This window comes from Rathayibacter tritici, from assembly GCF_001641005.1.
Lineage (GTDB): Bacteria > Actinomycetota > Actinomycetes > Actinomycetales > Microbacteriaceae > Rathayibacter > Rathayibacter tritici.
Genome location: NZ_CP015515.1, coordinates 1,528,565 through 1,550,105 on the forward strand (window position 1 = coordinate 1,528,565; position 21,541 = coordinate 1,550,105).

The following is a 21,541-nucleotide window of genomic DNA, read 5'->3' on the forward strand; positions in this document are numbered from 1 at the left end:
GGGCGGCAGGATTCCGGGACGCGGTCCCCGCGTCCGACCGAGACGACCAGGCAGTGATCGACGACGCGAGCGTGAAGCCGTCGATGCCGCGGTGATGGCGGCGATCCGTCGACCGCTTCGTCCCTCGGTGGTCATCGCCTCGAGCACGCCGCTCGCCGTTCAAGCCCTCGAGCGCCTCCGCGCAGAAGGCCTCGCGATTCCCCGTGACATCGCCTTTGCGACCTTCGACGGCTTCGACCACGCCGATCTCTTCGAGCCCGCGCTCACGACGATCAGGCAGCCCGGATTCGACATGGGAACGGCGGCAGTGAGGCTGCTGCTCGAGAGAATCGAGCGGCCGGCCAGCCCCCCGCACCGTGCGGCTGCAGCAGACCCTCGAGCTTCGGACGTCGACAGAAGCGTTCGAGTTCTCCCTGTAAGCATTACTTGACAGCGGGTAGAAGCCGCTTCTACTCTCGGGCAAACGGTTCGCGCAAACGTTTCGATGTGCGAGTCTTCCTGACGCCCCCCTCATCAAAGGAGATGCCCATGCTCGGACATCGGATTCACCCGCAGAAGCCGAGGCTCACCGCGGCCGTCGCCCTCGCCCTCGTCAGCACCGTCGTCCTCGCGGGCTGCTCCACCGCCACCGGCGGGGACTCCGCTGACGGCACCACGACGATCACCCTCTCGATGCAGAACCCCGATGTCGAGACCGCTGACCCGGCAACCTGGGCGATCGTCCAGGCTTTCGAGGCCGCCAACCCCGACATCACCGTCGATGTGACCGGTCAGGCGGTCGCCGAGCACCTGCAGAGCCTGACCATCGCTGCGCAGAGCGACACCCTTCCCGACGTCTTCTGGGTCTACAAGGCCACCGCTGAGGACATGCTTGACGCGGGGCGACTCCTCGACCTCGCCCCGTGCTCGACGAAAACCGCTTCCCAGCCGTCACCGCTTCACGAAGGACGACGTGATGTACGGCGTCCCGTACCAGGGGCTGCTCACTGGCCTCTGGTACAACGAGAAGATTCTCTCGGACAACGGACTTGCGGTTCCCACGACGTTCGACGATCTCGTCGGGCAAGAAGGGGATCGTCACGATCTCCAACGGCGCGAACCAGTCCTCGTTCAGCGTGTGGTCCTTCCTCGTGTGGCTCGACCGCTTCGGCTACCAGGACAAGATCGACGGCTCCTCGACTCCGACCCGACTTCCTGCGCATGTACGAGCACATCGCCGAGCTCCGCGACGCGGGTGCCTTCGCCTCGAACGTGTCGACGCAGACCTATCAGCAGGCCGTCGACCAGTTCCTGCAGGGCAAGGCTGCCATGCTCGACGCCGACGTCTGGGCGTCCAGCTCCATCCAGGACTCGGCCGTCGCCGCCGACACCGGCTTCTGGGCCGGACCGCAGTTCAGCGACGGCGTCGGCGAACAGAACATCATCATGAACGTCGCCTCCGCCCCGCTCGTCGTCGACCACAAGGTCGGAGACGACGAGAACAAGCTCGCCGCCGTCGAGAAGTTCCTCGCCTTCTACTACAGCGACCAGGCGCAGCAGCTGCTGGTCGACAACGGCCAGCCACCCGTTACCGACTACGCACCCCAGCTCGACGCAACGAAGCAGAGCGCCCTGAAGAGCGCCCTCGACGCCACGACCGCCGACGGAGTGTCCAGCCCGCAGACCCAGCCCGATCTGCTCGTCTCGACCGCGTCTCGAGCGCCATGTACGACAGCATCTACGGCGTGATCCAGGACCAGCTCAGCCCGCAGCAGGCCGTCGATCTCGTTCAGAAGGCCATCGACGCAGGCCAGTGACCTGCCCCGGGCGGAGTCGCAACCGCGACTCCGCCCCTCCCCCGATCACCCCTCTCGAATCGAGATCACTATGACCTGGGTCAGCTCTCGCTGGAAGATCACGCTGATGCTTCTCCCGGCGCTCGTCTTCTTCACCGCTTTCGTCGTCTACCCCGTCCTCTACTCCCTCGGCTACAGCTTCACCAGCTTCGGCGCCGCGCGCCAACTACGCGCTGGGCTCGGACCCTTTCTTCTGGCAGGCCCTGTCCAACACCGTCATTATCCTGATCGTCAGCCTCGCCGTCCTGATCCCTTCCTCGTTCGCCCTGGCACTCCTGCTCCAGCGGCACAAACGCGGCGGAGGACTGCTTCGAGCCCTCGTCTTCGGACCCGCGATCATCGCGCCGATCCTCGGGGACTCATCTGGGTGTTCATCCTCGACCCGAAGATCGGACTCCTCAACCGCCTCCTCGCTCCACTCGGCGTCCCCGAGATCCAGTGGATCGGCGGAGACACCCTCACCCTCGCTTATCTGGAGCAGCATCGGCTGCCGATTTTCTGGCTTCAGCAGCTCCGGAATCGATCATGGAAGCTGGCGACATCGACGGCGCCTCCGGCTGGCAGCGACTGCGCTACATCACCGTCCCGATGATGAACGAGACCTTCGGGATCGTCACCCTCCTCCTCATCACGAATGTCTTCAAGATTTTCGAGCTCGTCTACATGCTCACCGGCGGCGGCCCGGTCCATCGCTCCGAGACCCTGGTGAGCTACATGTACTTCGTCACCTTCACGAACCAGAACTACGGATCCGGCATGGCCATTGCCGTGATCGTGTTCGTCCTCGGCGCCCTCGTCTCCGGCGTCTACCTCGCACTCGCACGACGACGGAGCATCGCATGAGCACCCTCACCCCGCAGCACGACACCGTCCTGGCCACCGCGGAGACGGAGCAGAGAGGAGCAGACCGTGGTCCCTGGCGCGCCGAGCCCGCCGAGCCTTGATCATCACGGGAATCGCCGCCTACCTGGTCACGTTCCTGATCATCCTGCCGATCCTCTGGATCGCCCTGCTCTCGCTGCAGCCCAGCGACAAGATCCTCTCCGACCCCTTCTCGCTGCTCTCCCTCACCCTGGACAACTACGCAAACGTCATCGGCTCGCTCCCGCTGCTGCAGATGTACGCGAACACGCTCCTCATCGCGGTGATCTCGGTCCTCGTCGGAACAGTCGTCTCGTTTATGGCCAGCTACGCGCTCACCCGGATGATCTTCCGGCGGCCGCGAGCACAGTCCGCGCTGCGCTTCTACCTCCTCGCGGGTCTCGCCGTTCCGGTCTATGTGCTGCTGTTCCCGATCTACCGACTCGACCTCGCGCTGGGCATCTTCGGCACCTTCGCCGCCGTGATCCTCCCCTACATCGCCGTCTCGATTCCTTTCAACACTCTCCTGCTCACCGGTTTCCTGCGCGAGTTCCCGACCGAGCTCGAAGAGGCGGCGATCATCGACGGCGCGGGACTGTTCCGCATCTGCCGATCCGTCGTGCTGCCCGTCATGCGACCGGTCATCGCCACCGTCCTGATCTTCAACATCGTCTACGTTTTCAATGAGTTCCCGTTCGTGTCGATCCTCCTCAACAATCCGGATATGGCGACCGTCTCGCTCGCAGTCTCCCGCTTCCAGGGGCAGTACACCGTCGACTACGGAGCGATGATGGCCGCCGCGACCCTGGTACTCCTCCCCCAGCTCGTGATCTACGCGCTTTTCCAGAAGCAGGTCATCGCGGGCCTCACCGCCGGCGCGGTCAAAGGATGACCGCCTCCGTGCTCCGTGCTCGGCGACATCCTCGTCGACGAACTCCGCACTCCTGCAGGGTCGGTCGACGTCGCAGGAGGGTCCGCACTCAATGTCGCCGTCGGACTCGCCGTGCTGGAAGTCCCCGCCGTCCTGGCCGGGATGGTGGGCCGAGGACGAGTCAGGCGGGATGCTCCGGCGGCACGCGGCCGACCCACGGGGTGACCCTGCTGGGCCACCACCGCTCCGCTGGGAACGGGGAGGGCGATCTCCGACCGGACGGCGGGGAGCCGCAGTACTCCTTCTCCGAGGCCTCGCGCTCCCGTACTCTCGTGCCGACCGGGGAGCTTCGGCAGCCAGCCGCGCGAGCCGATCTCGTCGTCGTCAGCGGATTCCCGTTCGACGTCTCGGTCGAGGTCGCGATGCTGCGGGCCCTGGTCGTCGACGGCGCTCGATTGGCCATCGACGCCAACCCTCGACCCGGCCTCCTGCGCGACCGGGCCGCTTTCGCCGCGGGGCTCCTCGACCTCTCGGCCGGCGCCGCGCTCGTGAAGCTGGGCGCCGACGACGCCGAACTGATCTTCGCGACCGGGCTCGCTGCGGCAACCGCTCGCGTCCTCGACGCAGGAGCGCAGGCGGTGCTCGAGACGACAGGGCCCGACGGAGCAGCCTTCGTACGGCGCGGCGAGCGCGTCGCCGTGCCGATCGCGCGCGCCGACGGAGAGATCGTCGACACGATGGGCGCGGGCGACGCCGTCTTCGCCACCGTCGTCGCAGCTCTGGCCGCCGGCGTCCTCGATCCCGTCCCGGCGCTGACGCGAGCGATGGACGTCGCTGCCGCGACCATCCGCTCCCCCGGCGGACTCCTGCGACTGCCCGCCTGAGCGAGGGCCGGACGATACTGTCGGCGACCTGCTCGGAGTCCGCCGGCGACTGGACGCGCCGCACGCGATTCTCGGCGGCGGCCCGGCCGGGGAGACTAGTCGGACTCCTCCCACACTGCCAGCGAATGGATCGACGTGCTCACCGGACTCAGTGCCTTCCCCCTCACTCCCCTGACCGACGACAGTGTCGACGAGCCGTCGTTCGCGGCTCTCGTCGAGCGGCTGGCCCGTGCGGGGGTCGACTCAATCGGCGCGCTGGGCTCGACCGGCTCGGCGCCGTACCTCGACCGCGGCGAGCGCCGCCGGGCCGCGCAGATCGCCGTACGCAGCGCCGGCCCGGTGCCCGTCGTCGTCGGGATCGGAGCGCTGCGCACCTCGCAGGTGCTGGCGCTCGCCGAGGACGCGCAGAACGCCGGAGCGAGCGCGGTGCTGCTGGCTCCGCTCAGCTACCAGCCCTGACAGACGAGGAGGTGTTCGGACTCTACGAGGACGTCACCGCGCAGCTCTCGGTTCCGCTGGTCGTCTACGACAACCCTGGGACGACGCACGTCACCTTCACCGATGATCTCTACGCCGCCGTCGCCGCGCTCCCGCACGTCGCGTCGATCAAGATCCCCGGAGTGCCTGCGGAGCAGGAAGCCGCGACCCTGCGCGTGCAGGCGATCCGGCATCTGCTCCCGAAGGAGGTGGGCATCGGGGTCTCCAGAGACGACGCGGCGGCGCGCGGACTGCTCGCCGGTTGCGACGCCTGGTATTCGGTGCTGGGCGGTCTCTTCCCGCAGACGGCGCTGAGGATGGTCCGGGCGGTGCGCGCCGGCGACTCGGCGGCGGTGACGGCGGAATCGGCGCGGCTGCAACCGCTCTGGGATCTCTTCGCCGAGTACGGCGGCAGCTACCGCGTGGTCGCGGCGATGGCGGAGCAGCTCGGGCTCGTTGCGGTGGACTGCCTGCCGAGGCCGGTCCGCGGGCTCGACCTTCGGGCGCGGAACCGGGTCGCGGAGGTGCTGGCGGCGCTCGGCTTGACGGCGGAGTGATTCGGGCCGGGAGGGAGTGATTCGGGCCGGGAGGGAGTGACGGAGCCGGCGCCGCCTCGCCGCGCTCCTCGCGTCTGCAACACTGGTCGCGTGTCGTCGACTCGTGCGCTCCGCACCCTCCGGGGTGTCGTGGCAGCGACCGTTTCGACGCTGATCGCTCTGTTCTCGCACGTCGTCGGGGCGGGCCGATTCCGGGGCTGCTCGGCATCGCCGTGCCGCTGGTGCTGTCGGTACTCGTGTGCGTGGGGCTGGCGGGGCGGGGCTTGTCGTTGATCCGGGTCACGATCTCGGTCGCGGTGAGCCAGGTGCTGTTTCACACGCTCTTCGTTCTCGGTTCGAGCGAGGGCCCGGGCCCGGCGCCGACGCACGCACATCACGGCACCGTCATCGAGGTCAGCGGTGCGATGGCGCACTCCGGGATGGCCGGGTCATCGATGTCGATCGCGCACATGGTCGCCGCGGTCGTGACGATCGCCCTCCTGCACCGCGGCGAGGCGATGCTGATCCGGATCGCGGCAACGACCGGTCACCTCGTCACCCGGCTGGTGCGCCTGCCGCCGTTGCCCGCTGCCGCGCCTCGTCCTGCGCTGCGATCCTCGTTCGAACTCCGCGACGTCCTCCCGCTCGCGGTAGGAGTCTTCCCTCAGGCCGCCCCGCGCCGCGGCCCTCCCGTCCAGCGAGTTTCTTGACGAGACCGACGCCGGCCCGGCCGTGAACTCTGCCGAGGGTCCGGGTGAGCCGCTGTCGTGATGCCTCCGCGCCCGCTCCAGCGCGGCCGGACGTCAGGGCTTCGCCGTCCGCCTTTGCAGCGATGACGGCCATCGGGTTCCCCGGTGATCCCGGAGCCCTCGCGATCCCGCCGTGCACCGCCGAGAGCGGCTCCGTCGGCGACCCTCACTTCTCCGCACGCCAGCACCGAAGGACCACACTGATGACCACCACCGCCCGTGAGCCCCGCGAATCCGCCGACACCCCTCCCCCGCGCTCGCCCCGCCGGAGCAGTGCAGGCTGGTTCGGGCAGCTGCTGCTGCGCCTGCACTTCTTAGCCGCCCTGTTCGTCGGACCGTTCATCCTGGTCGCCGCAGGCAGCGGTGGGCTCTACGCGCTCACACCGCAGCTCGAGCAGCTCGTGTACGCCCAGGAGCTGCATGTCCCCGAAGCTGACCGCTCCCTGCCCCTGGCCGACCAGATCGACGCGGCCGAGGAGTACACCGGGGGCGGGCAGCGCATTGTCGCCGTCCGCCCAGCCCCTGATCCGGGCGACACCACCCGGGTCATGTTCGCGGACCCGTCACTCGGAGCGGGCGAGACTCGAGCGGTCTTCATCGACCCGGCGACCGCCGATGTCCGCGGGGATCTCACCGCCTACGGCACCAGCGGCGCCCTGCCACTGCGCACCTGGGTCAGCGACCTGCACCGCACGCTCCACCTGGGAGACGTCGGCCGCTCCTACAGCGAGCTCGCCGCCTCCTGGCTGGGTGTTGTGGCGCTCGCCGGCCTGGGCCTGTGGATCAATCGCGTCCGCCGGGCCCGGGTGAGAAGGGACCTGTTCCGGCCCGCGCCGAGGACAACCGGCTACCGGCGACTGTTCTCCTGGCACGCCTCCACCGGGATCTGGCTCCTTGTCGGCGCGCTGTTCCTCTCGGCGACGGGGATCACCTGGTCCCTGTACGGCGGAGGTAACGTCGAGAGCCTGCGCGCTGCGCTCGGCTGGACGACCCCCTCGCTGAAGACCACGCTCGGAGAGCGAACGGGAGACGTCGGAGACGAGCATGCAGGCCATTCCGGACACGCCGGACACGCGGGCCACGGCGGACACGTCGGACACGCGGCCGCCGCGGTCGACGACCCGCGGGGCTCCTACGACGACGTCCTCTCGCTCGCTCGCGAGGTCAACGTGAACACCGGAATGGTCGAGATCCGACCGCCCGCGGGCGAAGGGTCGGCGTGGGTGGTGCAGGAGATCCAGCGCAGCTTCCCGACCGAGGTCGACGCAGTCGCCATCGACGCGGAGACGATGCAGGTTGTCGACCGCGTCGACTTCGCCGACTTCGGTCTGGTCGCCAAGCTTTCCCGCTGGGGCATCGATACGCACATGGGCTCGATGTTCGGCCTGCCCAATCAGCTGCTGCTCTTCGTGACCGCAGCGGGAATCGCCACGATGGTCGTGCTCGGCTACCTGATGTGGTGGAAGCGCCGTCCCACCGGCGACCCACGGCGACCGGTGGGCAGTGCTCCTGCGCGTGGCGCCCTCCAGCGTGCCCCCTGGTGGGGTGTCGCTGCGGTCCTCGCTGTCGCCCTCGCGGTCGGACTGTTCCTGCCGCTGGTGGGGGCTAGTCTCGCGGCGTTCGTCGTCATCGATGTGATCACCGGCCTCGTCCGGCGCCGTCGAAAGCGCGCAGGCGCCAGCGCAGGGTGACCCAGGCGGGGTCGGACGACGGCGGGAGCCGTGGTCGTCCGATCCCGCCGTCGCGCGGGTGTCGCGATTCGAGGGGGCAGCGGGCCCGCATCTCCCGCTAGCGTGAAGGAGTCAGACCCCGCCGATCCGGGCCGTACTGCCGATCCCGTCGGCGAGCGGCCTCCGCAGGAGGAGATTTCATGTCCCCCGACGATTCAGCAGGCATTTCTTCCCGAGCTCTCGGCCTCCGTCGGCGCACCGTCGTCGGCGGAGCCCTCTCGGGTGCTGTCGCGCTGGGCGCGGCATCGCTCCCGGCTGCCGCTGCTTCCCCCGTCCCCGGCCTGCCCGGGGAGACGAGCCGCACGACGTCCCTGAGGACGAAGAATCGAGGTGTGCTCTACGACGTCGTCACGGTCTCGATCAACGGCGACCTCGCGCGCATCTGTATCCCGCAGACGGTAGAGCCCAGGCAGGCGACCCCGACCCCGGTGATCTGGTTCCTCCACTCCGCTCAGGCCGACCACACCTCGCTGTCCACCGTCTTCGCATACCCGGCTGAGCTCGCCGTCGAGCGGGGCGCCCTTGCGATCTGCCAGAGCCTCGGCGGCACGCTGTGGACCAACGACACTGCGCAGCAGCATCAGCGCGACGGCTACGCCTACCTCTCAGACCAGTTCCCGATCGCCGCGAGCTACCTCTGGGCGATGTCGGCCGGTGGAGCGCTGGCCTGCGAGAACTACGGTTCCCAGGTCTTCCCCGGCATCAACGGCATGTACCTGATCAACGGTGTTTACGACCTGCGCGACATCTACGACCGCACGGTCCGTGGCCGCTTCTCGATCGGCGGCGCCTTCGGCGGCAGCACCGCCCAGGTCGACGCGCACAATCCGAAGCGGTTGCCCGCCTCCGCCTGGGCCGGAGCCAACATCCGCGTCGTCGTCTCGGACACGGCGCACCCCGATACGAGCGTCCCGCCTGCCCTGCACGGTCGTGCTCTCGTCGACAAGGCGACATCGACCGCGAAGGAGGCGAGCGTCCGCACGCACAGCCTCGGCCACAACCCGCCGTCCTGGGCGAATCAGGACGGCATCGACGCGATCTTCCGCTGGCACTCCGCGCTGGGCTCGACACCTGCGCCGCCCGCAGTGGTCCGGCCCTCCCCCGCGGGCCGCTGGGACGTTGATCAGGCCGGAGCGCCGTACACGCGGGGGCCGGCGGCTCCCTCCGGATCGGGCTGAGAAGGTTCGACCAGTCCTCTGTCCAGCAGGAGCCACGCCTGGGCGGCGAGAGCCGTCGTCCGCTCAGTCGAGCCGCGGGCGGTAGGAGCGCACCACCGGGGCCCGCGCCGCCTGGTCCGCGCGCACCACGATCTTCATGCGCTGGAGCAGAGCGGGAATCGTCGGTGTCGTCTCGATCCTGCACTCGAGCTCCCCCTCGCGCCCCGGCAGGCTGAAGGCGAGCTGCGCCGCGGAGGCGCTCCACAGCAGCCGCTCGCGCAGGGGCCGCGCGGTTGGGTTCTGCGCGAGCCCGCCGATCTGGGCGATCGCAGCGGCGAGGCGACGCGCGCGCACCTCGGCCGGCACGTCGCTCAGGAGATTGGGGCTGAACAGGACACCGCTGCCCGCCGCCTGCGCGCGGGTGAGGTCTCCGGAGTCGATGATCGCGGCCTCGACGGCGCCGGCCGCGGCGGAGGCGAGTTTCGCGCCGTTCGCGGTCGCGAACACCACGGCGCCGAGGCCCGAGTCGAGGTGCCAGCGCATGTTCGAGGACCAGCCCGGCAGCCCGCCGGAATGGTGGGCGATGCTGCCGAAGCGGACGTCGTGCTCGATCACGAGCCCGAAGCCGTAGGCCGAACCGTCGAGCGTGCCGTCCACGGCGCGCGGGCTGAGCGCGGGCACCGGGGTCAGCCCGCGCTGCATCTCGCGGCGGGAGGCGCGGCTGAGCACCGCGTCCTCGTCCGCGGGCCCGTCATCGCCGTCGAAGGCCGAGGACAGCCAGGCGCTCCACCGGGCGATGTAGCCGACCGTGCTGAACATGCTCGCCGCGCAGGCTCCGACTCCGGTGCCGGTGACGGGGCGCACTGTCCAGGTCACGCCGTCGTCGAAGCTGCTGAACCCTTGCGCGACATCCGTTCCGTTCGGGTAGGAGTCGGCGTCGTAACGAGTCTGCCCGAGCCCGAGGGGCTCGAGGATCGTCCGCGTCGCGAACGCGACGAAGTCCTCCCCCGTAACGTTTTCGACGACGACGCCGAGCAGCCAGAAGCCGATGTTCGAATACTGGTACACCTCGCCCGGCCGCTCCGTAAAGGTCAGTCCACGGCTGATGAGCTCGAGGAAGTCCGCGCGCGGCATCGCCATGACGTGATCGGCCCAGCCGTTGTCCTCCGGGAGACCGGAGCAGTTGCTGAGCAGCATCCGGATCGTCACGGGCATCGTCCGGCCCGCGGCATTGACCGGGTCGGCGAACTCCGGCACGTGAGCGCCGACCCGATCGTCGAGGTCGAGCAGCCCCCGATCGCGCAGGATCAGTACGGCCGCCGCCTCGAAGCTCTTCGACATCGAGGCGATCCGGTGCACGGTGTCGGGGCCCGGGGCAGCACCGTCCCGCCGGTGCTCGCCGATCCCGTGCTGAACGAGGAGGCCACCGCGGTCGAACAGGGCCCAGCTGAGGGAGGGCGCCACGGGCGCTGCACCGTCGAACCACCGCGTCAGGCGGTCGAGCAGCTGAGGGGAGAGAGTCGTCTGCCGGGAGTTCGGGAGCGTCATGCCCTCATCCTTTCGCACCCGGTGCGGCCATCCGCCGCGTGCTGCGGGAGCACGCCTCGACCGGCGCGCACTCCGGTGCACGGTGCTCGTCGCGCATCGAACACTCGGATGACGGCCTGCTCAGAAGCGCGAGGCGACGTCGTAGAGGACGTCGTCGTCGCCGGCGTAGATCCCCTCTGGCCGCGGCCAGTGCGAGATCACGTCGGTGAAGCCGAGCTCTGCGGCTCTACCCGCCATGTCCTCGAAGCGAGCCACGCTCTCGAGGGAGTAGTCGCCTCCGGAGTCGAGCGAGAGGTGGCGCTCGAGGGTGCGCGGGTCGCGTCCGACGGTCTCCAGCGCCTGGTCGAGCCGGCGGCCGAGTTCTGCGACGCCCCGCCACCACTCCTCGCTCGACACGCCGCCGGGTCCGGTCGTGACCCACCCCTGCCCACGCTCGGCGACGAGAGCCAGCCCCTTCGGTCCGTTCGCGGCCAGGACGAACGGGACGCGCGGGCTCTGCGCGGGCTCGCCGACCATCCGAGCCGAGCGGGCAGTGAACCATTCCCCCTCAACACTCACGCCCCCCGAGCCAGGCTCCTCGAAGCGCAGCAGCGTGTCGAGGGCCGTCACGAATTCCGCGAAGCGCTCGTGCCGCTGTCGCGGCGAGTACTCCGGTTGCCCGAGCACGCGCGCGTCGAAGCCGGTGCCACCCGAACCGACGCCGAGGATCGCCCGACCGCCCGAGATCTCGTCGAGGGTGGCGATGTCCTTGGCGAAGGGCACCGGGTGCCGGAAATTCGGCGAAGCGACGAAGGTGCCCAAGCGCACGGTCTCGGTCACGAGCGCGGCGGCGGTGAGGGTGAGGATGCTCGCGCCCCACGGTTCGTCGGCGAGGGAGCGCCAGGAGAGGTGGTCGTAGGTCCAGGCGTGATCAAAGCCCAATCCCTCGGCTGACTGCCACTTCCTGCGGGCCAGAGCCCACGGGTCCTGCGGAAGGATGACGATGCCGTGTCGCATCATCCGAGTGTATGAGCGTCGCGGTCTCCGATCGCGGCGGCGGGCCCGCGCAGCACTCGGGCGGTGCTGCGCGGGTCGCCTTCTCGCATAGGTATTGGAGTCGCCTCCGTCTCTCGGGGTGACGGTCGTGGACGCGGGCGTCTCTCCGCCTGGGACGACCCCCTTTCCCGACCGCGTCGAGTCACCGCCGAGAGGACAGCGCCAAGTGTTTTCTTCCATCGCCCGATGAGCACTCTCGCTCTTATCAGGCCCGTGTCACGCTCCCCGGGACATCAGGCGAGAGTGGATTTCTCGGCCGAATAGATCTGCTTCACTTGCTCCGCAGTCAATGCCCTGTCCCACACTCTCAGCCGGGCGAGAGTGCCGGTGAACCGATTGATCATCGTGCCGTCACGGCCGACCGCTCCGACCACGAAGTCACCCGGAGTCGCGTTCAATCCGTCGGGGTAGACGTAGGGATTCTTGGCGTAGGTCGCTCCGAGGGAGTCGGTGTAGCTCGGAGAGGCGGTCGCCGTGCCGTCGAGGTACGAGATCGCGACGCTGCCGTCGTAGGTGCCGACGTGCAGCTGCCAGATGCCACGGGTCAGACGGCGGGGCTCCGCCGAATAGTCGCGTGAGTGGGGGTAGCCGGGGGTGGGCCCGCCGAGCTTCGAGACGTGCATGCACACTCGCTCCCAGCCGCCGTACGCGGACAGATTGTTGAACAGCGCGTAAGAGCGCAGCGGGCCGACCGTCGATTCCTCCCAGACACCCGCGAGGCAGGCGCCGTCCGGGTCGGAGTTGAGCACCCAGACCGCGATCGTCACCTGGCCCGTCGAGGCGCCGAGATTGAGCGGACCCAGCTCTCCCTTGGGCACGAGGAGGTGATCCGTTTTCCCGTTCATCGCAATTCCGGGCCCGAACGGCGTGGCGACCACCTGGGCCGTGGATCCCACGCCCTGCTGCAACGCCGGTGCCCCCGCGACCGCCGAGGTAAAGGGGGCAGTGCTCTCGGCAAAGGACCAGTCGGCGACCGGGGAGGGCACGCTCGTCACGGGGGCGGGTGCGGAGTCGCCGACGACGAACGCGTCGAGGATCAGCGTGGTGCCGCTCGCGGCGGGGTTGCGGCTGCTTCCGCGCCGAATCGTTAGTGTGTGTGCTCCTGCGGCGAGCTGCCCGCTGCTCCATACCGTCTGCTTCGAGCGGGTGGTGGCGCTGTAGCGGTCGACCGTGGCGACGGGCACCCCGTCCACCTCCACCTCGTTGATGCCGGAGGATGCGGTGAGCCGGCTGATCCAGCTCACGCTGGTGCCCGAGAAGGCGAGCGTGGCAGAAGCGCCCGCCGTGGTGGAGTAGGCGATGCTGCCTCCGCTGTCCCCGGCGGCCTTCAACGTCGACCAGGTGCCGGTCGTGACGATCTGCGCGGCGCCGTTCTCGTAGGTACCCGCCCCGGGCAGCGCGGACACGGGCGGCGTCTCAGGTTCCGGCTCCGTCTGCGGCACCGGCCCCTCGGCGAGCCACCGCTGGAAGGTCTCGAGCATCTCCTTATTCGTGAAGCTCGGTACCGCGTGGCCGCCGGTGCCTTCTCCCGCGTGCGAGCGCAGGGTCGCCTCCTTCGCCAGCGGCAGCGCCGCGGCGTGCAGAGCCGCGCCGTGGAGGGCGAACGGCACGACCACGTCCTCCGGTGACCCCGTGATCCGCAGCCGCGCGCCGCGCCACACCGACGCCGGGAGACGCGCCGGGTTCGTGGCCACGACGGCCACGGCATCGACGTACTCGGGGCCGATCTTGTCCGGCTCGCTCGCGGCCCTCTCCTCCATGTCGTAGGAGCTGTTGACGAGATACGCGCCGCGGATGTTCGGCAGCATCCGGTTGCCGTACGCCCAGGCGAGCAGCGGTCCGCCCCCGGAGTCGGAGCGCAACAGGCTCGCGTCGATCCGCCACAGCGCCGTGGCCCAGGCGGCGACGGCGGTCTGGATCTCGATCGCCCTCGGGCTCGTCCAGATGCTGCCGCCGAAGGTCGGGCAGATGCTCACGATTCCGCGATCCACGGCGAGGTCGGCCGAGTAGGCGAAGGCGCTCGACAGTGCTGTGTGGGTGCCGTTGCGGGCGTGGTAGTACCAGAGCATCGAGGCGCCGACGCTCTGCGACGGGGGTGTCGCGTGCGGCACGAACAGGCGGGCTCTGTCTCCCGCAACGACGACATCGATGATCTCGTAGCGGTTCCGTCCGGTCCTCGAGGTCGCGGTCGCCTGGCGCGAGACCTCCCCCGGCAGACGCGGCACAGCGGTGAGGTCGCCGGCCGCGAGGGCGGGCGTCGCGAACGCGAGGGCGCCCGCGCCGGCGACGGATCCGGCGAGAATTGTGCGGCGCGAGAGAGAGGAGAGAGGTCGGGTGGCGGATCGGGAATCAGTGCGGGAAGAGTCGCCGGAGTCGCCGACGACGATGTCGCGAGGGGTCACGAAAGAAACTACCTTTCCGATCGTGTCCGTTCTGGGTACACCGATCGAAGGAGGAGGAGAAGGCGTTCAGTGAGAGAGCGGCAGTGCTCACAGTACTGATTCCGATTGCCTTCGCCTCAGCGGAAACAGGGAAGCCGTGTCAGCATAGAACAGTTAGTCAGAATCGGCTCCATTATTTTTTCCGCCTGGTCCTGAACGGAGAAGAGGATTGACTGACTCGGCTTATGCGGCGATAGTGCGGTCCTGTCCGGTCGGCTCATCACCCGCTCGACGCGTCGATCCCGCCTTTTCAGACCCAGGGAGAGCCCTCGGCCCAGGACTGGCATACCCGGAGCGACAGGTCGAGCAGGAGGGACCGGGTATCGCAGCGCGCCGGCCAGCCCAGCCCGCCACCTCGGACGGATCTCGCGCCACAGCGTCATGACCGGCGTCCGAGCGAGTCTCCCCTACATGCCTCTGCTCCACTGCGCACCCCCGACCATCCGCCCCGCGGGCACCCGCAGACGTCTGGACGTCCTCGCCATCGCGGCGGCCGCCCTCGTCAACGAGCGCTTCGTCGATCGACGCTTCACCGTCCCCGCGCTGGCCACCGAGCTGCGCATTCCGGTGATTCTGCTGCGGCTGCGCTTCCGGCGCTTCTACGGTCTCGGCCTCGACGAGCATCTCGCCCAGAGTCGCCTGGAGCTGGCGGACGTCTTGATGGCGAGCATCCCGGTCACGCTCGGTGGCCTCGATCGGATAGCCCGCGGCTCCGGCTACCGCGGCACAGCCGAGCTCGACCGCGACCATCGCCGGCACCGCCGCTACTCCGCCCTCGCCGCCTGGTTTCGGGCTGCCCCGCGACCCCGGACGTCGAGCCGCACCGCCTCTGCCGAGTCGCCGTCGGCCCGCTCGGCGCCAGTAACCCCCCTGAGGCCGCGCGCCTGAGCCTCGCTCCCGAGCGGTACAGTGCGACGATGCATAGCTCCGGGATCCGCCGATGACACCCGTCCGCTACGTCGCGATCGGCGATTCCTTCACCGAGGGCGTCGGCGACGAACGTCCGGACGGCACCCCACGCGGCTGGGCGGACCTCACGGCCGAGGGCTGGGCCGCTGCGATCGGTGAGCGGATCGAGTACGCCAACCTCGCCATTCGCGGTCGTCTGATCGCACCGATCCTCGCCGAGCAGCTCGAGCCCGCGCTCGCTCTGCGGCCGACCCACCTCTCCTTCAACGGCGGCGGCAACGACATGCTGCGTCCGCGCGCCGACATCGAGCGGATCGCCGACGCCTACCTCCGCGTCCTCGAACGATGCGACGAGGAGGGAGTCACCCTGATTGCCCTCGCCGGCCCCGATCCGTCCCCGCGGCTCCCCCTCGGCTCCCTCATCCGGCGCCGCGGCGACGCGCTGACCGACGCGGTGCGACGCCGGACGGACCACCGGAGCGATGTCGTCGTCGCCGACAACTGGCACGATCCCGCCTTCGCCGATCCGGGGCTGTGGGCGGAGGATCGTCTACACCTCGGCCACCGCGGGCACCGCCGGGTCGCCGACCGGGTCCTTTGCTCGCTCGGCGTCACGCCGCCGACGCCGCCCGCGGACCTTTCGGGCTCGCCCGCTGCCGCTCCTGCGCGCCGTGGCACAGTGCAGTATTACCGCCACCACGTCGCACCCTGGGTGCGGCGGAGGCTCACCGGCACGTCCTCCGGCGACGGTCGCGCGGCGAAGTATGGCGCCTTCGTCCCCGTCGATCCCGCCTGAGGTGCCGCCAGCGGAGAGGGTCGCGCTGGTCCCGGCGACACCGCTCAGCGCCTAGCGCTCAGCGCCTAGCGCTCAGCGCCACCCGTACCGCGCCGAGAGCACACGGGCGACAGCGTCGTACCGCGTCCGCTCCAGCGCGGCGCCCTCGCGGCGCATCCCCGCCGGATGCACCCGAAACACGCGCTCAGGATCGACCCAGCTGGGGCGCCCGTCCTTATCCCAGCCGCCGATCCCGACGGGCAGGTAGCCGGTGTGCTCCTTCGAGCTCAGCCGCACGGCCAGCACCGTCCCCGACTTCTCGACCGCCAGCACGAGTACCGGGCGGTCTTTGCCGCGGCCGTCGTCCTCCTCGTAGGGCACCCAGGTCCACACGACCTCGCCCGGATCCGGGTCGCCGTCCGGCGTGGGCGCATAGCCCAGGCGGACGCCGCGCAGGCGGCTCGGGTCGACCTCGACGGTGCGGCCGACTCCGCTCGCTCCGGGTGTCGGCGCCGTCGTGCTCAGGTACGGGCGCTGCGGCCGCGGGCCGACGTCCGGTCGTGGAGCGCCCGCGCGACCGAGGAGCCGGAGGAGCAGGGACACGACCGAGCGCGAGAAGGGCACCCCGGAACCCTAGCCCGGATGAGCGCTCCCCCGTCTCTCACGACGCGCCGCCCGTGCAGAGACGCAAACGGGGTGCCGACTCCGAAGAGCCGGCACCCCGTCCGGTGGCGAGGAGGGCGCGGAGTCAGTCCGCCAGGACGTAGCCCGCCTCGCCGTGGATGGCCGTGTCGATGCCCGCGATTTCGTCCTCGTTCTTCACGCGGAAGCCCATCGTCTTCTGGATGATCCAGCCGATGAGGAGCGTCATCACGAACGAGTAGACCAGGACGGTGAAGGCCGCGAGGGCCTGCTTGCCGAGTTGGCTTGCGTCGCCGGTGAGGAACAGGCCGACGCCGGTGCCGAAGAAGCCGATGTAGAGCGTTCCGATCAGACCGCCGACCAGGTGCACGCCGACCACGTCGAGCGAGTCGTCGTAGCCGAGGCGGTACTTGAGGTCGATCGCCAGGGCGCAGACCGCACCGGTGATGACGCCGAGGACGATCGCCCAGAACGGAGACAGGCTCGCGCAAGCTGGGGTGATCGCGACGAGGCCGGCGACCGCACCCGAGGCGGCACCGATGGAGGTGGGCTTGCCATCCTTGATCTTCTCGACGACGAGCCAGCCGAGGATCGCGGCGGCCGGGGCGGCGATGGTATTCAGGAACGCGATAGCCGCGATGCCGTCGGCCGCGAGTTCGGAGCCGGCGTTGAAGCCGAACCAACCGAACCAGAGCAGTCCGGCGCCCAGGAGCACGAACGGCGGGTTGTGCGGCTGGTGCGCACCCTTGGTGAAGTTGACCCGCTTGCCCAGCACCAGGGCGAGGGCGAGGGCCGCCGCACCCGCGTTGATGTGCACCGCGGTGCCGCCGGCGAAGTCGATCGCGCCGACGCCGTAGGCGATCCAGCCGCCGTCCACGACGCTCGCGTCGTCGCCGAGGGTGAAGTTGAAGACCCAGGACGCGACCGGGAAGTAGACGACCGTCGCCCAGACGCCGGCGAAGACCATCCAGGCGCCGAACTTCGCGCGGTCGGCGATTGCGCCGGAGATCAGCGCGACGGTGATGATCGCGAAGGTCGCCTGGAATGCAGCGAAGGCCAGCGTCGGGTAGGCCGCACTCTGCTCGCCGAGCGCGTCGGTGTAGAGGCCCTGCAGGCCGATCTGGGCGGTGTCGATGCCGAGGACGCCGTCGATGCCGACGAAGGTGTCGGTGCCCGCGGGGCCTGCCGGGCCGTTGCCGAAGGCGATCGCGTAGCCGTACAAGACCCAGAGGACTCCGATGAGTCCCATAGCTCCGAAGCTGAGCATCATCATGCTGATGACGCTCTTTGCACGCACCAGACCGCCGTAGAAGAAGGCGAGTCCGGGGGTCATGAGCAGGACCAGCGCGGCTGCGATGAGCAGGAACGCGGTATTGCCTTGATCCATTGTTGAACCTCTCGTGAATGTGCAGAGAAAAGCCCGGAGCGAGGACGCTGCGTCGGTGCGCGGCCTCGAGACACGCAGGTGTCGGGTCACCTCGGGTAGCGACAGTCTGGTCGCGAGAGGTTTCGTCCCGTGCGGCACCGCGTTTCGCGGAGGTTACGGATGGGGCCGCCGTGTAACAAGCGCGTGACGCAGCGCTGGCGATCGGTACCGATGACGGTCCCGGGTTCGTCGGAGATGCGCCGATCCGGAGCTAGGAGCGCGCCGCCATCGAGGTCAGCGCGATCAGGCGCGACATCGAGCGCAGGTACTTCTTCCGATAGCCGCCGCTGAGCATGTCGCCGCCGAAGACCTCGTCCAGCGGCGTCCCGGAGGCGAGCACCGGGATCTGCGCGTCGTAGACCCGGTCGATGAACGCCACCAGGCGCAACGCGTCGGTCTGGTCGGTGAGGGTCGCGACGTCGCGAAGCACGATCGTGTCGACGCCGTCGATTACCTTGATGTAGCGCGAGGGGTGCACTGTCCCCAGATGGCGCACCGCGTCGGCGAAGGAATCGTCCGTGACGACGGAGCCGGTCGGGGCGGCCGCGACGAGCGCGTCGATCTCGGCATCGGTGCGCACCACGGCATGGCCCTCGATGTCGCGGCGCCGGTAGTCGGTGCCGTCGATCCGCATCGTGTCGAAGTGCGCGGCCATCGACTGGATCTCGCGGAGGAAGTCGGCGGCGGCGAAGCGTCCCTCCCCCAGAGCGTTCGGCGGAGTGTTCGAGGTCGCCGCGATGCGGGTTCCGGAGGCGACGAGCTCGCCCAGCAAGCGCGTCATCAGCATCGTGTCGCCCGGGTCGTCCAGCTCGAACTCGTCGATGCAGAGCAGCGCAGAGCCCTTGAGGAGCGAGACGGTCGCCGCGTAGCCGAGGGCGCCGACGAGCGCGGTGTACTCGATGAAGGTGCCGAAGGAGGTGCGTCCCGGCACCGCGTGCCAGATCGCCGCGAGCAGGTGGGTCTTGCCGACGCCGAAGCCGCCGTCGAGGTAGACGCCCGGCTTGAGCGCCGGCGCCTTCTTCCTCCCGAAGCCGAGGAAGCCGCCTCCGCCGCCCGTGGACCCGCCGCCCGCCGCGAACGCACGCAGCGCTTCGACCGCTGCGGCCTGCGAGGGGTACTCGGGGTCGGGGCGGTAGCTCTCGAACGTGGCGCCCTCGAACTGGCGCGGGGGTACCAGGGTCGACGCGATCTCGTGCCCGCTGATCTGGGGCGAGCGCGCAGTCAGGCTGCTCGTCGATCGGACGTCGTCGGGGCTCACTCGCGTCTCGCATCCTGCGCAGGGCGGGGGCCGGTGCGCTCACGGGCGGCGGCCGCGCCGGGCACGGAGCCGCCGCGGTTCTGTGTCGAACTCTTACGGCGCCCTCCGTGCGGCGTCGTCCGCGGACGCGTACTGTCGCTGAAGGGCGGGCTCCAGCGTAGCCCGCCGTGGAATCACGCCCGCGCTCCGCGCACCATTCTGGAGGTCCTCCTTGTCCGTCGAAACCGATCCGTCTCCGAAGTTCGCCTCCTACGCGCACCCCGAGCGGCTCGTCAGCGCCGACTGGCTCGAGCAGCGCCTCGGCACTCCCGGCCTGGTCATCGTCGAGTCCGACGAGGACGTCCTGCTCTACGAGACCGGCCACATCCCCGGCTCGGTCAAGATCGACTGGCACACCGACCTCAATGACCCGGTGCAGCGCGACTACATCGACGGAGCCGCGTTCGCCGCGCTCGTCGGCGGCAAGGGCATCGCCCGCGACACCACCGTCGTCATCTACGGCGACAAGAACAACTGGTGGGCCGCGTACGCGCTCTGGGTCTTCACCCTTTTCGGTCACGCGGATGTGCGCTTGCTGGACGGCGGGCGCGACAAGTGGATCGCCGAGGGCCGCCCGACGACCACCGAGGCCTCCTCACCGGAGCGGGCCGAGTACCCGGTGCTCGAGCGCAGTGACGCCGAGATCCGCGCGTTCAAGGACGACGTGCTCGCTCACTTCGGCAACCCGCTGATCGATGTCCGTTCCCCCGAGGAGTTCACCGGCCAGCGCACCACCGCGCCGGCCTACCCGGAGGAGGGCTCTCTGCGGGCCGGCCACATCCCGAGCGCGCAGAACGTGCCGTGGGGCAGGGCCGCAGCCGAGGACGGCACCTTCCGGCCCCTGGACGAGCTGAACGGCATCTATCGCGAAGGCGCCGGTTTGAAGGACGGCGACTCCGTGATCGCCTACTGCCGCATCGGCGAGCGCTCCGCCCACACCTGGTTCGTGCTGACCCACCTCCTGGGCTTCGAGGGCGTCCGCAACTACGACGGCTCCTGGACGGAGTGGGGCAGCGCCGTGCGCGTCCCGATCGTGCAGGGCGCCGAGCCCGGCGAGGCCCCCGCCGCCCGCTGAGCGTCACAACGAAGGCCGAGTGCGCCGAGATGACCCAATGTGGGCCGAATCGGACCTCTCGGCCTTCGGTGTGAGGGCCCTTCGCCCCGCATCCCGATGAGACACTGGACCCGATGACTGACTCGACGCTCCCCGACGCTCTGCGCACCATCCGCGAGGAGTTCCTCGCCCTCGAGAAGCCGGAGCGTCTGCAGCTGCTCCTCGAGTTCTCGAACGAACTCCCCGAGCTGCCGGAGCGCTACCGCGACCACCCCGACCTCTTCGAGCGCGTCGAGGAGTGCCAGGCGCCCGTGTTCATCGTCGTCGACGTTGAAGGAGGCATCGTGCACTTGCACGCGACGGCTCCCCGCGAGGCGCCGACGACCCGCGGCTTCGCATCGATCCTGGCGCAGGGGCTCGCCGGGCTCACCCCCGAGCAGGTGCTCGCCGTCCCGGACGACTTCCCGCAGACCATCGGCCTCTCGGAGGCAGTGTCGCCGCTGCGCCTGCGTGGGATGACCGCGCTGCTCGGCCGCACCAAGCGCCAGGTTCGCGCGCACCTGGCCGCATGATCCTCCGGCAGCTGGTTCCCACCGGACCCCCGATCGTTTTCGGCGAGGAGGGAGCGCGCGCGGCCGTCGTCGACGCGTGGCGCCCCGCCGACACGGTGCGGGTGCGGCTGAACATGATCGCGAGCGTCACCGGCTCGAGCATCGGCGCCGACGGCACCAGCGAGACCCTCACCAATCGGGTCGACCGCACGATCCTGGGTGTGATCCGCGAGCAGGCCGACGTGGTCCTCGTCGGAGCGGCGAGTGTCCGCGCCGAGGGCTACCGAGTGCCCAAGCGAGTTCCGCTCGCCGTGGTCTCCGCCTCGGGCGATCTCGTCGGGCACCGCCTCGAACTGGAGGAGGGTTCTCGGGTTCTCCTGCTGGTCCCGGAGTCGCGCGGCCCGATCGAAGGGCTCCCTGTCGGAGTCGAGGTGGTCGCAGTCCCGTCCGACTCGGACCGCCTCGGCGTGGACGCGCTGCTGGACGCGCTCGCCGCGCGCGGACTGCACCGTGTGGTCTGCGAGGGCGGCGCCTCCCTCTCCGGGCAGTTCCTCGCCTCCGGCCGGGTTGACGAGCTCTGCCTCACCACGTCGCCGCGCGTCGTCCTCCCCGGCCTGCCGGTCGCGACCGGTGCGGCCGAGGTGGACGACGCCTACACGCTCGTTCTGCTGGCGGCCGACGACTGCGGGGCCGTGTACACCCGCTGGAGTCGCGCGAGCTGACCGGCCGAGCTGACCGGCCGCGTCCGGCGTGCCTCCGCGTC

Annotated in this window: 23 protein-coding genes; 15 read left to right on the forward strand and 8 right to left on the reverse strand. The window is 69.7% G+C overall.

Annotation, left to right across the window (positions count from 1 at the left end):
* Positions 1–91 precede the first annotated feature (91 nt).
* Positions 92–430, forward strand: a complete 339-nt coding sequence (locus tag A6122_RS17135; protein WP_208855054.1) for a substrate-binding domain-containing protein — start codon at positions 92–94, stop codon at positions 428–430.
* A gap of 83 nt (positions 431–513) precedes the next feature.
* On the opposite strand, the gene A6122_RS17270 is transcribed toward A6122_RS17135, so the two are convergent.
* Positions 514–789, reverse strand: a complete 276-nt coding sequence (locus tag A6122_RS17270; RefSeq protein ID WP_237358252.1) for a hypothetical protein — start codon at positions 787–789, stop codon at positions 514–516.
* 411 nt (positions 790–1,200) lie between these two features.
* Here A6122_RS17270 and A6122_RS17275 point away from each other — a divergent pair, with 411 nt between their 5' ends.
* On the forward strand, positions 1,201–1,728 hold the full coding sequence (locus tag A6122_RS17275; RefSeq protein ID WP_237358253.1) for a type 2 periplasmic-binding domain-containing protein: 528 nt from the start codon (positions 1,201–1,203) through the stop codon (positions 1,726–1,728).
* 273 nt (positions 1,729–2,001) lie between these two features.
* Here A6122_RS17275 and A6122_RS17140 read toward each other — a convergent pair whose 3' ends face one another.
* Positions 2,002–2,319 carry a hypothetical protein gene (locus A6122_RS17140; protein ID WP_208855056.1) on the reverse strand — a complete coding sequence of 106 codons (318 nt, stop codon included), beginning with the start codon at positions 2,317–2,319 and terminating at the stop codon, positions 2,002–2,004.
* Between A6122_RS17140 and A6122_RS17145 the strand changes: the two genes are divergently transcribed.
* The 8 genes from A6122_RS17145 (at position 2,274) to A6122_RS06980 (ending at position 9,121) form a co-directional block, all read left to right on the forward strand.
* Positions 2,274–2,678, forward strand: coding sequence for a carbohydrate ABC transporter permease (locus A6122_RS17145; RefSeq protein WP_257722317.1), 405 nt, complete (start codon positions 2,274–2,276; stop codon positions 2,676–2,678). The genes A6122_RS17140 and A6122_RS17145 overlap by 46 nt on opposite strands.
* A gap of 97 nt (positions 2,679–2,775) precedes the next feature.
* Positions 2,776–3,588 carry a carbohydrate ABC transporter permease gene (locus A6122_RS06950; protein ID WP_068257242.1) on the forward strand — a complete coding sequence of 271 codons (813 nt, stop codon included), beginning with the start codon at positions 2,776–2,778 and terminating at the stop codon, positions 3,586–3,588.
* Between the two features lie 200 nt (positions 3,589–3,788).
* The gene (locus A6122_RS06960) at positions 3,789–4,451 is read left to right on the forward strand and encodes a carbohydrate kinase family protein (RefSeq protein WP_068253137.1); all 663 of its coding nucleotides are present in this window, start codon (positions 3,789–3,791) and stop codon (positions 4,449–4,451) included.
* Between the two features lie 135 nt (positions 4,452–4,586).
* Positions 4,587–4,910, forward strand: a complete 324-nt coding sequence (locus tag A6122_RS17555) for a dihydrodipicolinate synthase family protein (RefSeq protein ID WP_335720335.1) — start codon at positions 4,587–4,589, stop codon at positions 4,908–4,910.
* An 11-nt stretch (positions 4,911–4,921) separates the two neighbouring features.
* Positions 4,922–5,485: a dihydrodipicolinate synthase family protein gene (locus A6122_RS17560; RefSeq protein WP_335720336.1), complete on the forward strand. Its 564-nt coding sequence runs from the start codon at positions 4,922–4,924 to the stop codon at positions 5,483–5,485.
* A 296-nt stretch (positions 5,486–5,781) separates the two neighbouring features.
* Positions 5,782–6,174 (forward strand): hypothetical protein, encoded by a 393-nt coding sequence (locus A6122_RS06970; protein WP_167542354.1) that lies wholly within the window; start codon positions 5,782–5,784, stop codon positions 6,172–6,174.
* A 242-nt stretch (positions 6,175–6,416) separates the two neighbouring features.
* Positions 6,417–7,904: a PepSY-associated TM helix domain-containing protein gene (locus tag A6122_RS06975; protein ID WP_068257244.1), complete on the forward strand. Its 1,488-nt coding sequence runs from the start codon at positions 6,417–6,419 to the stop codon at positions 7,902–7,904.
* A 179-nt stretch (positions 7,905–8,083) separates the two neighbouring features.
* Positions 8,084–9,121, forward strand: coding sequence for a hypothetical protein (locus tag A6122_RS06980; protein ID WP_146076653.1), 1,038 nt, complete (start codon positions 8,084–8,086; stop codon positions 9,119–9,121).
* Positions 9,122–9,184: 63 nt separating this feature from the next.
* Here the strand turns inward: A6122_RS06980 and A6122_RS06985 are convergent, their stop codons facing one another.
* The 3 genes from A6122_RS06985 to A6122_RS06995 all read right to left on the reverse strand — a co-directional run bounded on the left by A6122_RS06985 (position 9,185) and on the right by A6122_RS06995 (position 14,085).
* Positions 9,185–10,648 carry a serine hydrolase domain-containing protein gene (locus tag A6122_RS06985; protein WP_068253119.1) on the reverse strand — a complete coding sequence of 488 codons (1,464 nt, stop codon included), beginning with the start codon at positions 10,646–10,648 and terminating at the stop codon, positions 9,185–9,187.
* A gap of 120 nt (positions 10,649–10,768) precedes the next feature.
* Positions 10,769–11,644: an LLM class flavin-dependent oxidoreductase gene (locus tag A6122_RS06990; protein ID WP_068257246.1), complete on the reverse strand. Its 876-nt coding sequence runs from the start codon at positions 11,642–11,644 to the stop codon at positions 10,769–10,771.
* Positions 11,645–11,916: 272 nt separating this feature from the next.
* On the reverse strand, positions 11,917–14,085 hold the full coding sequence (locus tag A6122_RS06995; RefSeq protein WP_068253143.1) for a LamG-like jellyroll fold domain-containing protein: 2,169 nt from the start codon (positions 14,083–14,085) through the stop codon (positions 11,917–11,919).
* Positions 14,086–14,535: 450 nt separating this feature from the next.
* On the opposite strand from A6122_RS06995, the gene A6122_RS07000 reads away from it, so the two are divergent.
* Both A6122_RS07000 and A6122_RS07005 read left to right on the forward strand, forming a co-directional pair.
* Positions 14,536–15,012 carry a hypothetical protein gene (locus A6122_RS07000; RefSeq protein WP_146076654.1) on the forward strand — a complete coding sequence of 159 codons (477 nt, stop codon included), beginning with the start codon at positions 14,536–14,538 and terminating at the stop codon, positions 15,010–15,012.
* 52 nt (positions 15,013–15,064) lie between these two features.
* Positions 15,065–15,829: an SGNH/GDSL hydrolase family protein gene (locus A6122_RS07005; RefSeq protein WP_068253149.1), complete on the forward strand. Its 765-nt coding sequence runs from the start codon at positions 15,065–15,067 to the stop codon at positions 15,827–15,829.
* Between the two features lie 72 nt (positions 15,830–15,901).
* Here A6122_RS07005 and A6122_RS07010 read toward each other — a convergent pair whose 3' ends face one another.
* The 3 genes from A6122_RS07010 to zapE all read right to left on the reverse strand — a co-directional run bounded on the left by A6122_RS07010 (position 15,902) and on the right by zapE (position 19,134).
* Entirely contained in the window at positions 15,902–16,432 is a 531-nt protein-coding gene (locus A6122_RS07010; protein ID WP_084415871.1) for a type II toxin-antitoxin system PemK/MazF family toxin, read from the reverse strand.
* 124 nt (positions 16,433–16,556) lie between these two features.
* On the reverse strand, positions 16,557–17,837 hold the full coding sequence (locus tag A6122_RS07015) for an ammonium transporter (protein WP_068253151.1): 1,281 nt from the start codon (positions 17,835–17,837) through the stop codon (positions 16,557–16,559).
* Between the two features lie 250 nt (positions 17,838–18,087).
* A complete protein-coding gene (gene zapE / locus A6122_RS07020) occupies positions 18,088–19,134 on the reverse strand; it encodes a cell division protein ZapE (protein WP_068253154.1) in 1,047 nt (348 codons plus the stop codon).
* A 211-nt stretch (positions 19,135–19,345) separates the two neighbouring features.
* Here zapE and A6122_RS07025 point away from each other — a divergent pair, with 211 nt between their 5' ends.
* The 3 genes from A6122_RS07025 to A6122_RS07035 all read left to right on the forward strand — a co-directional run bounded on the left by A6122_RS07025 (position 19,346) and on the right by A6122_RS07035 (position 21,500).
* Positions 19,346–20,248 (forward strand): sulfurtransferase, encoded by a 903-nt coding sequence (locus A6122_RS07025; RefSeq protein WP_068253157.1) that lies wholly within the window; start codon positions 19,346–19,348, stop codon positions 20,246–20,248.
* A 113-nt stretch (positions 20,249–20,361) separates the two neighbouring features.
* Positions 20,362–20,799 (forward strand): SufE family protein, encoded by a 438-nt coding sequence (locus tag A6122_RS07030; RefSeq protein WP_068253160.1) that lies wholly within the window; start codon positions 20,362–20,364, stop codon positions 20,797–20,799.
* Positions 20,796–21,500 carry a dihydrofolate reductase family protein gene (locus A6122_RS07035; RefSeq protein WP_068253163.1) on the forward strand — a complete coding sequence of 235 codons (705 nt, stop codon included), beginning with the start codon at positions 20,796–20,798 and terminating at the stop codon, positions 21,498–21,500. Before A6122_RS07030 ends, A6122_RS07035 begins: the two co-directional genes overlap by 4 nt.
* The last annotated feature ends 41 nt before the right edge of the window (positions 21,501–21,541 follow it).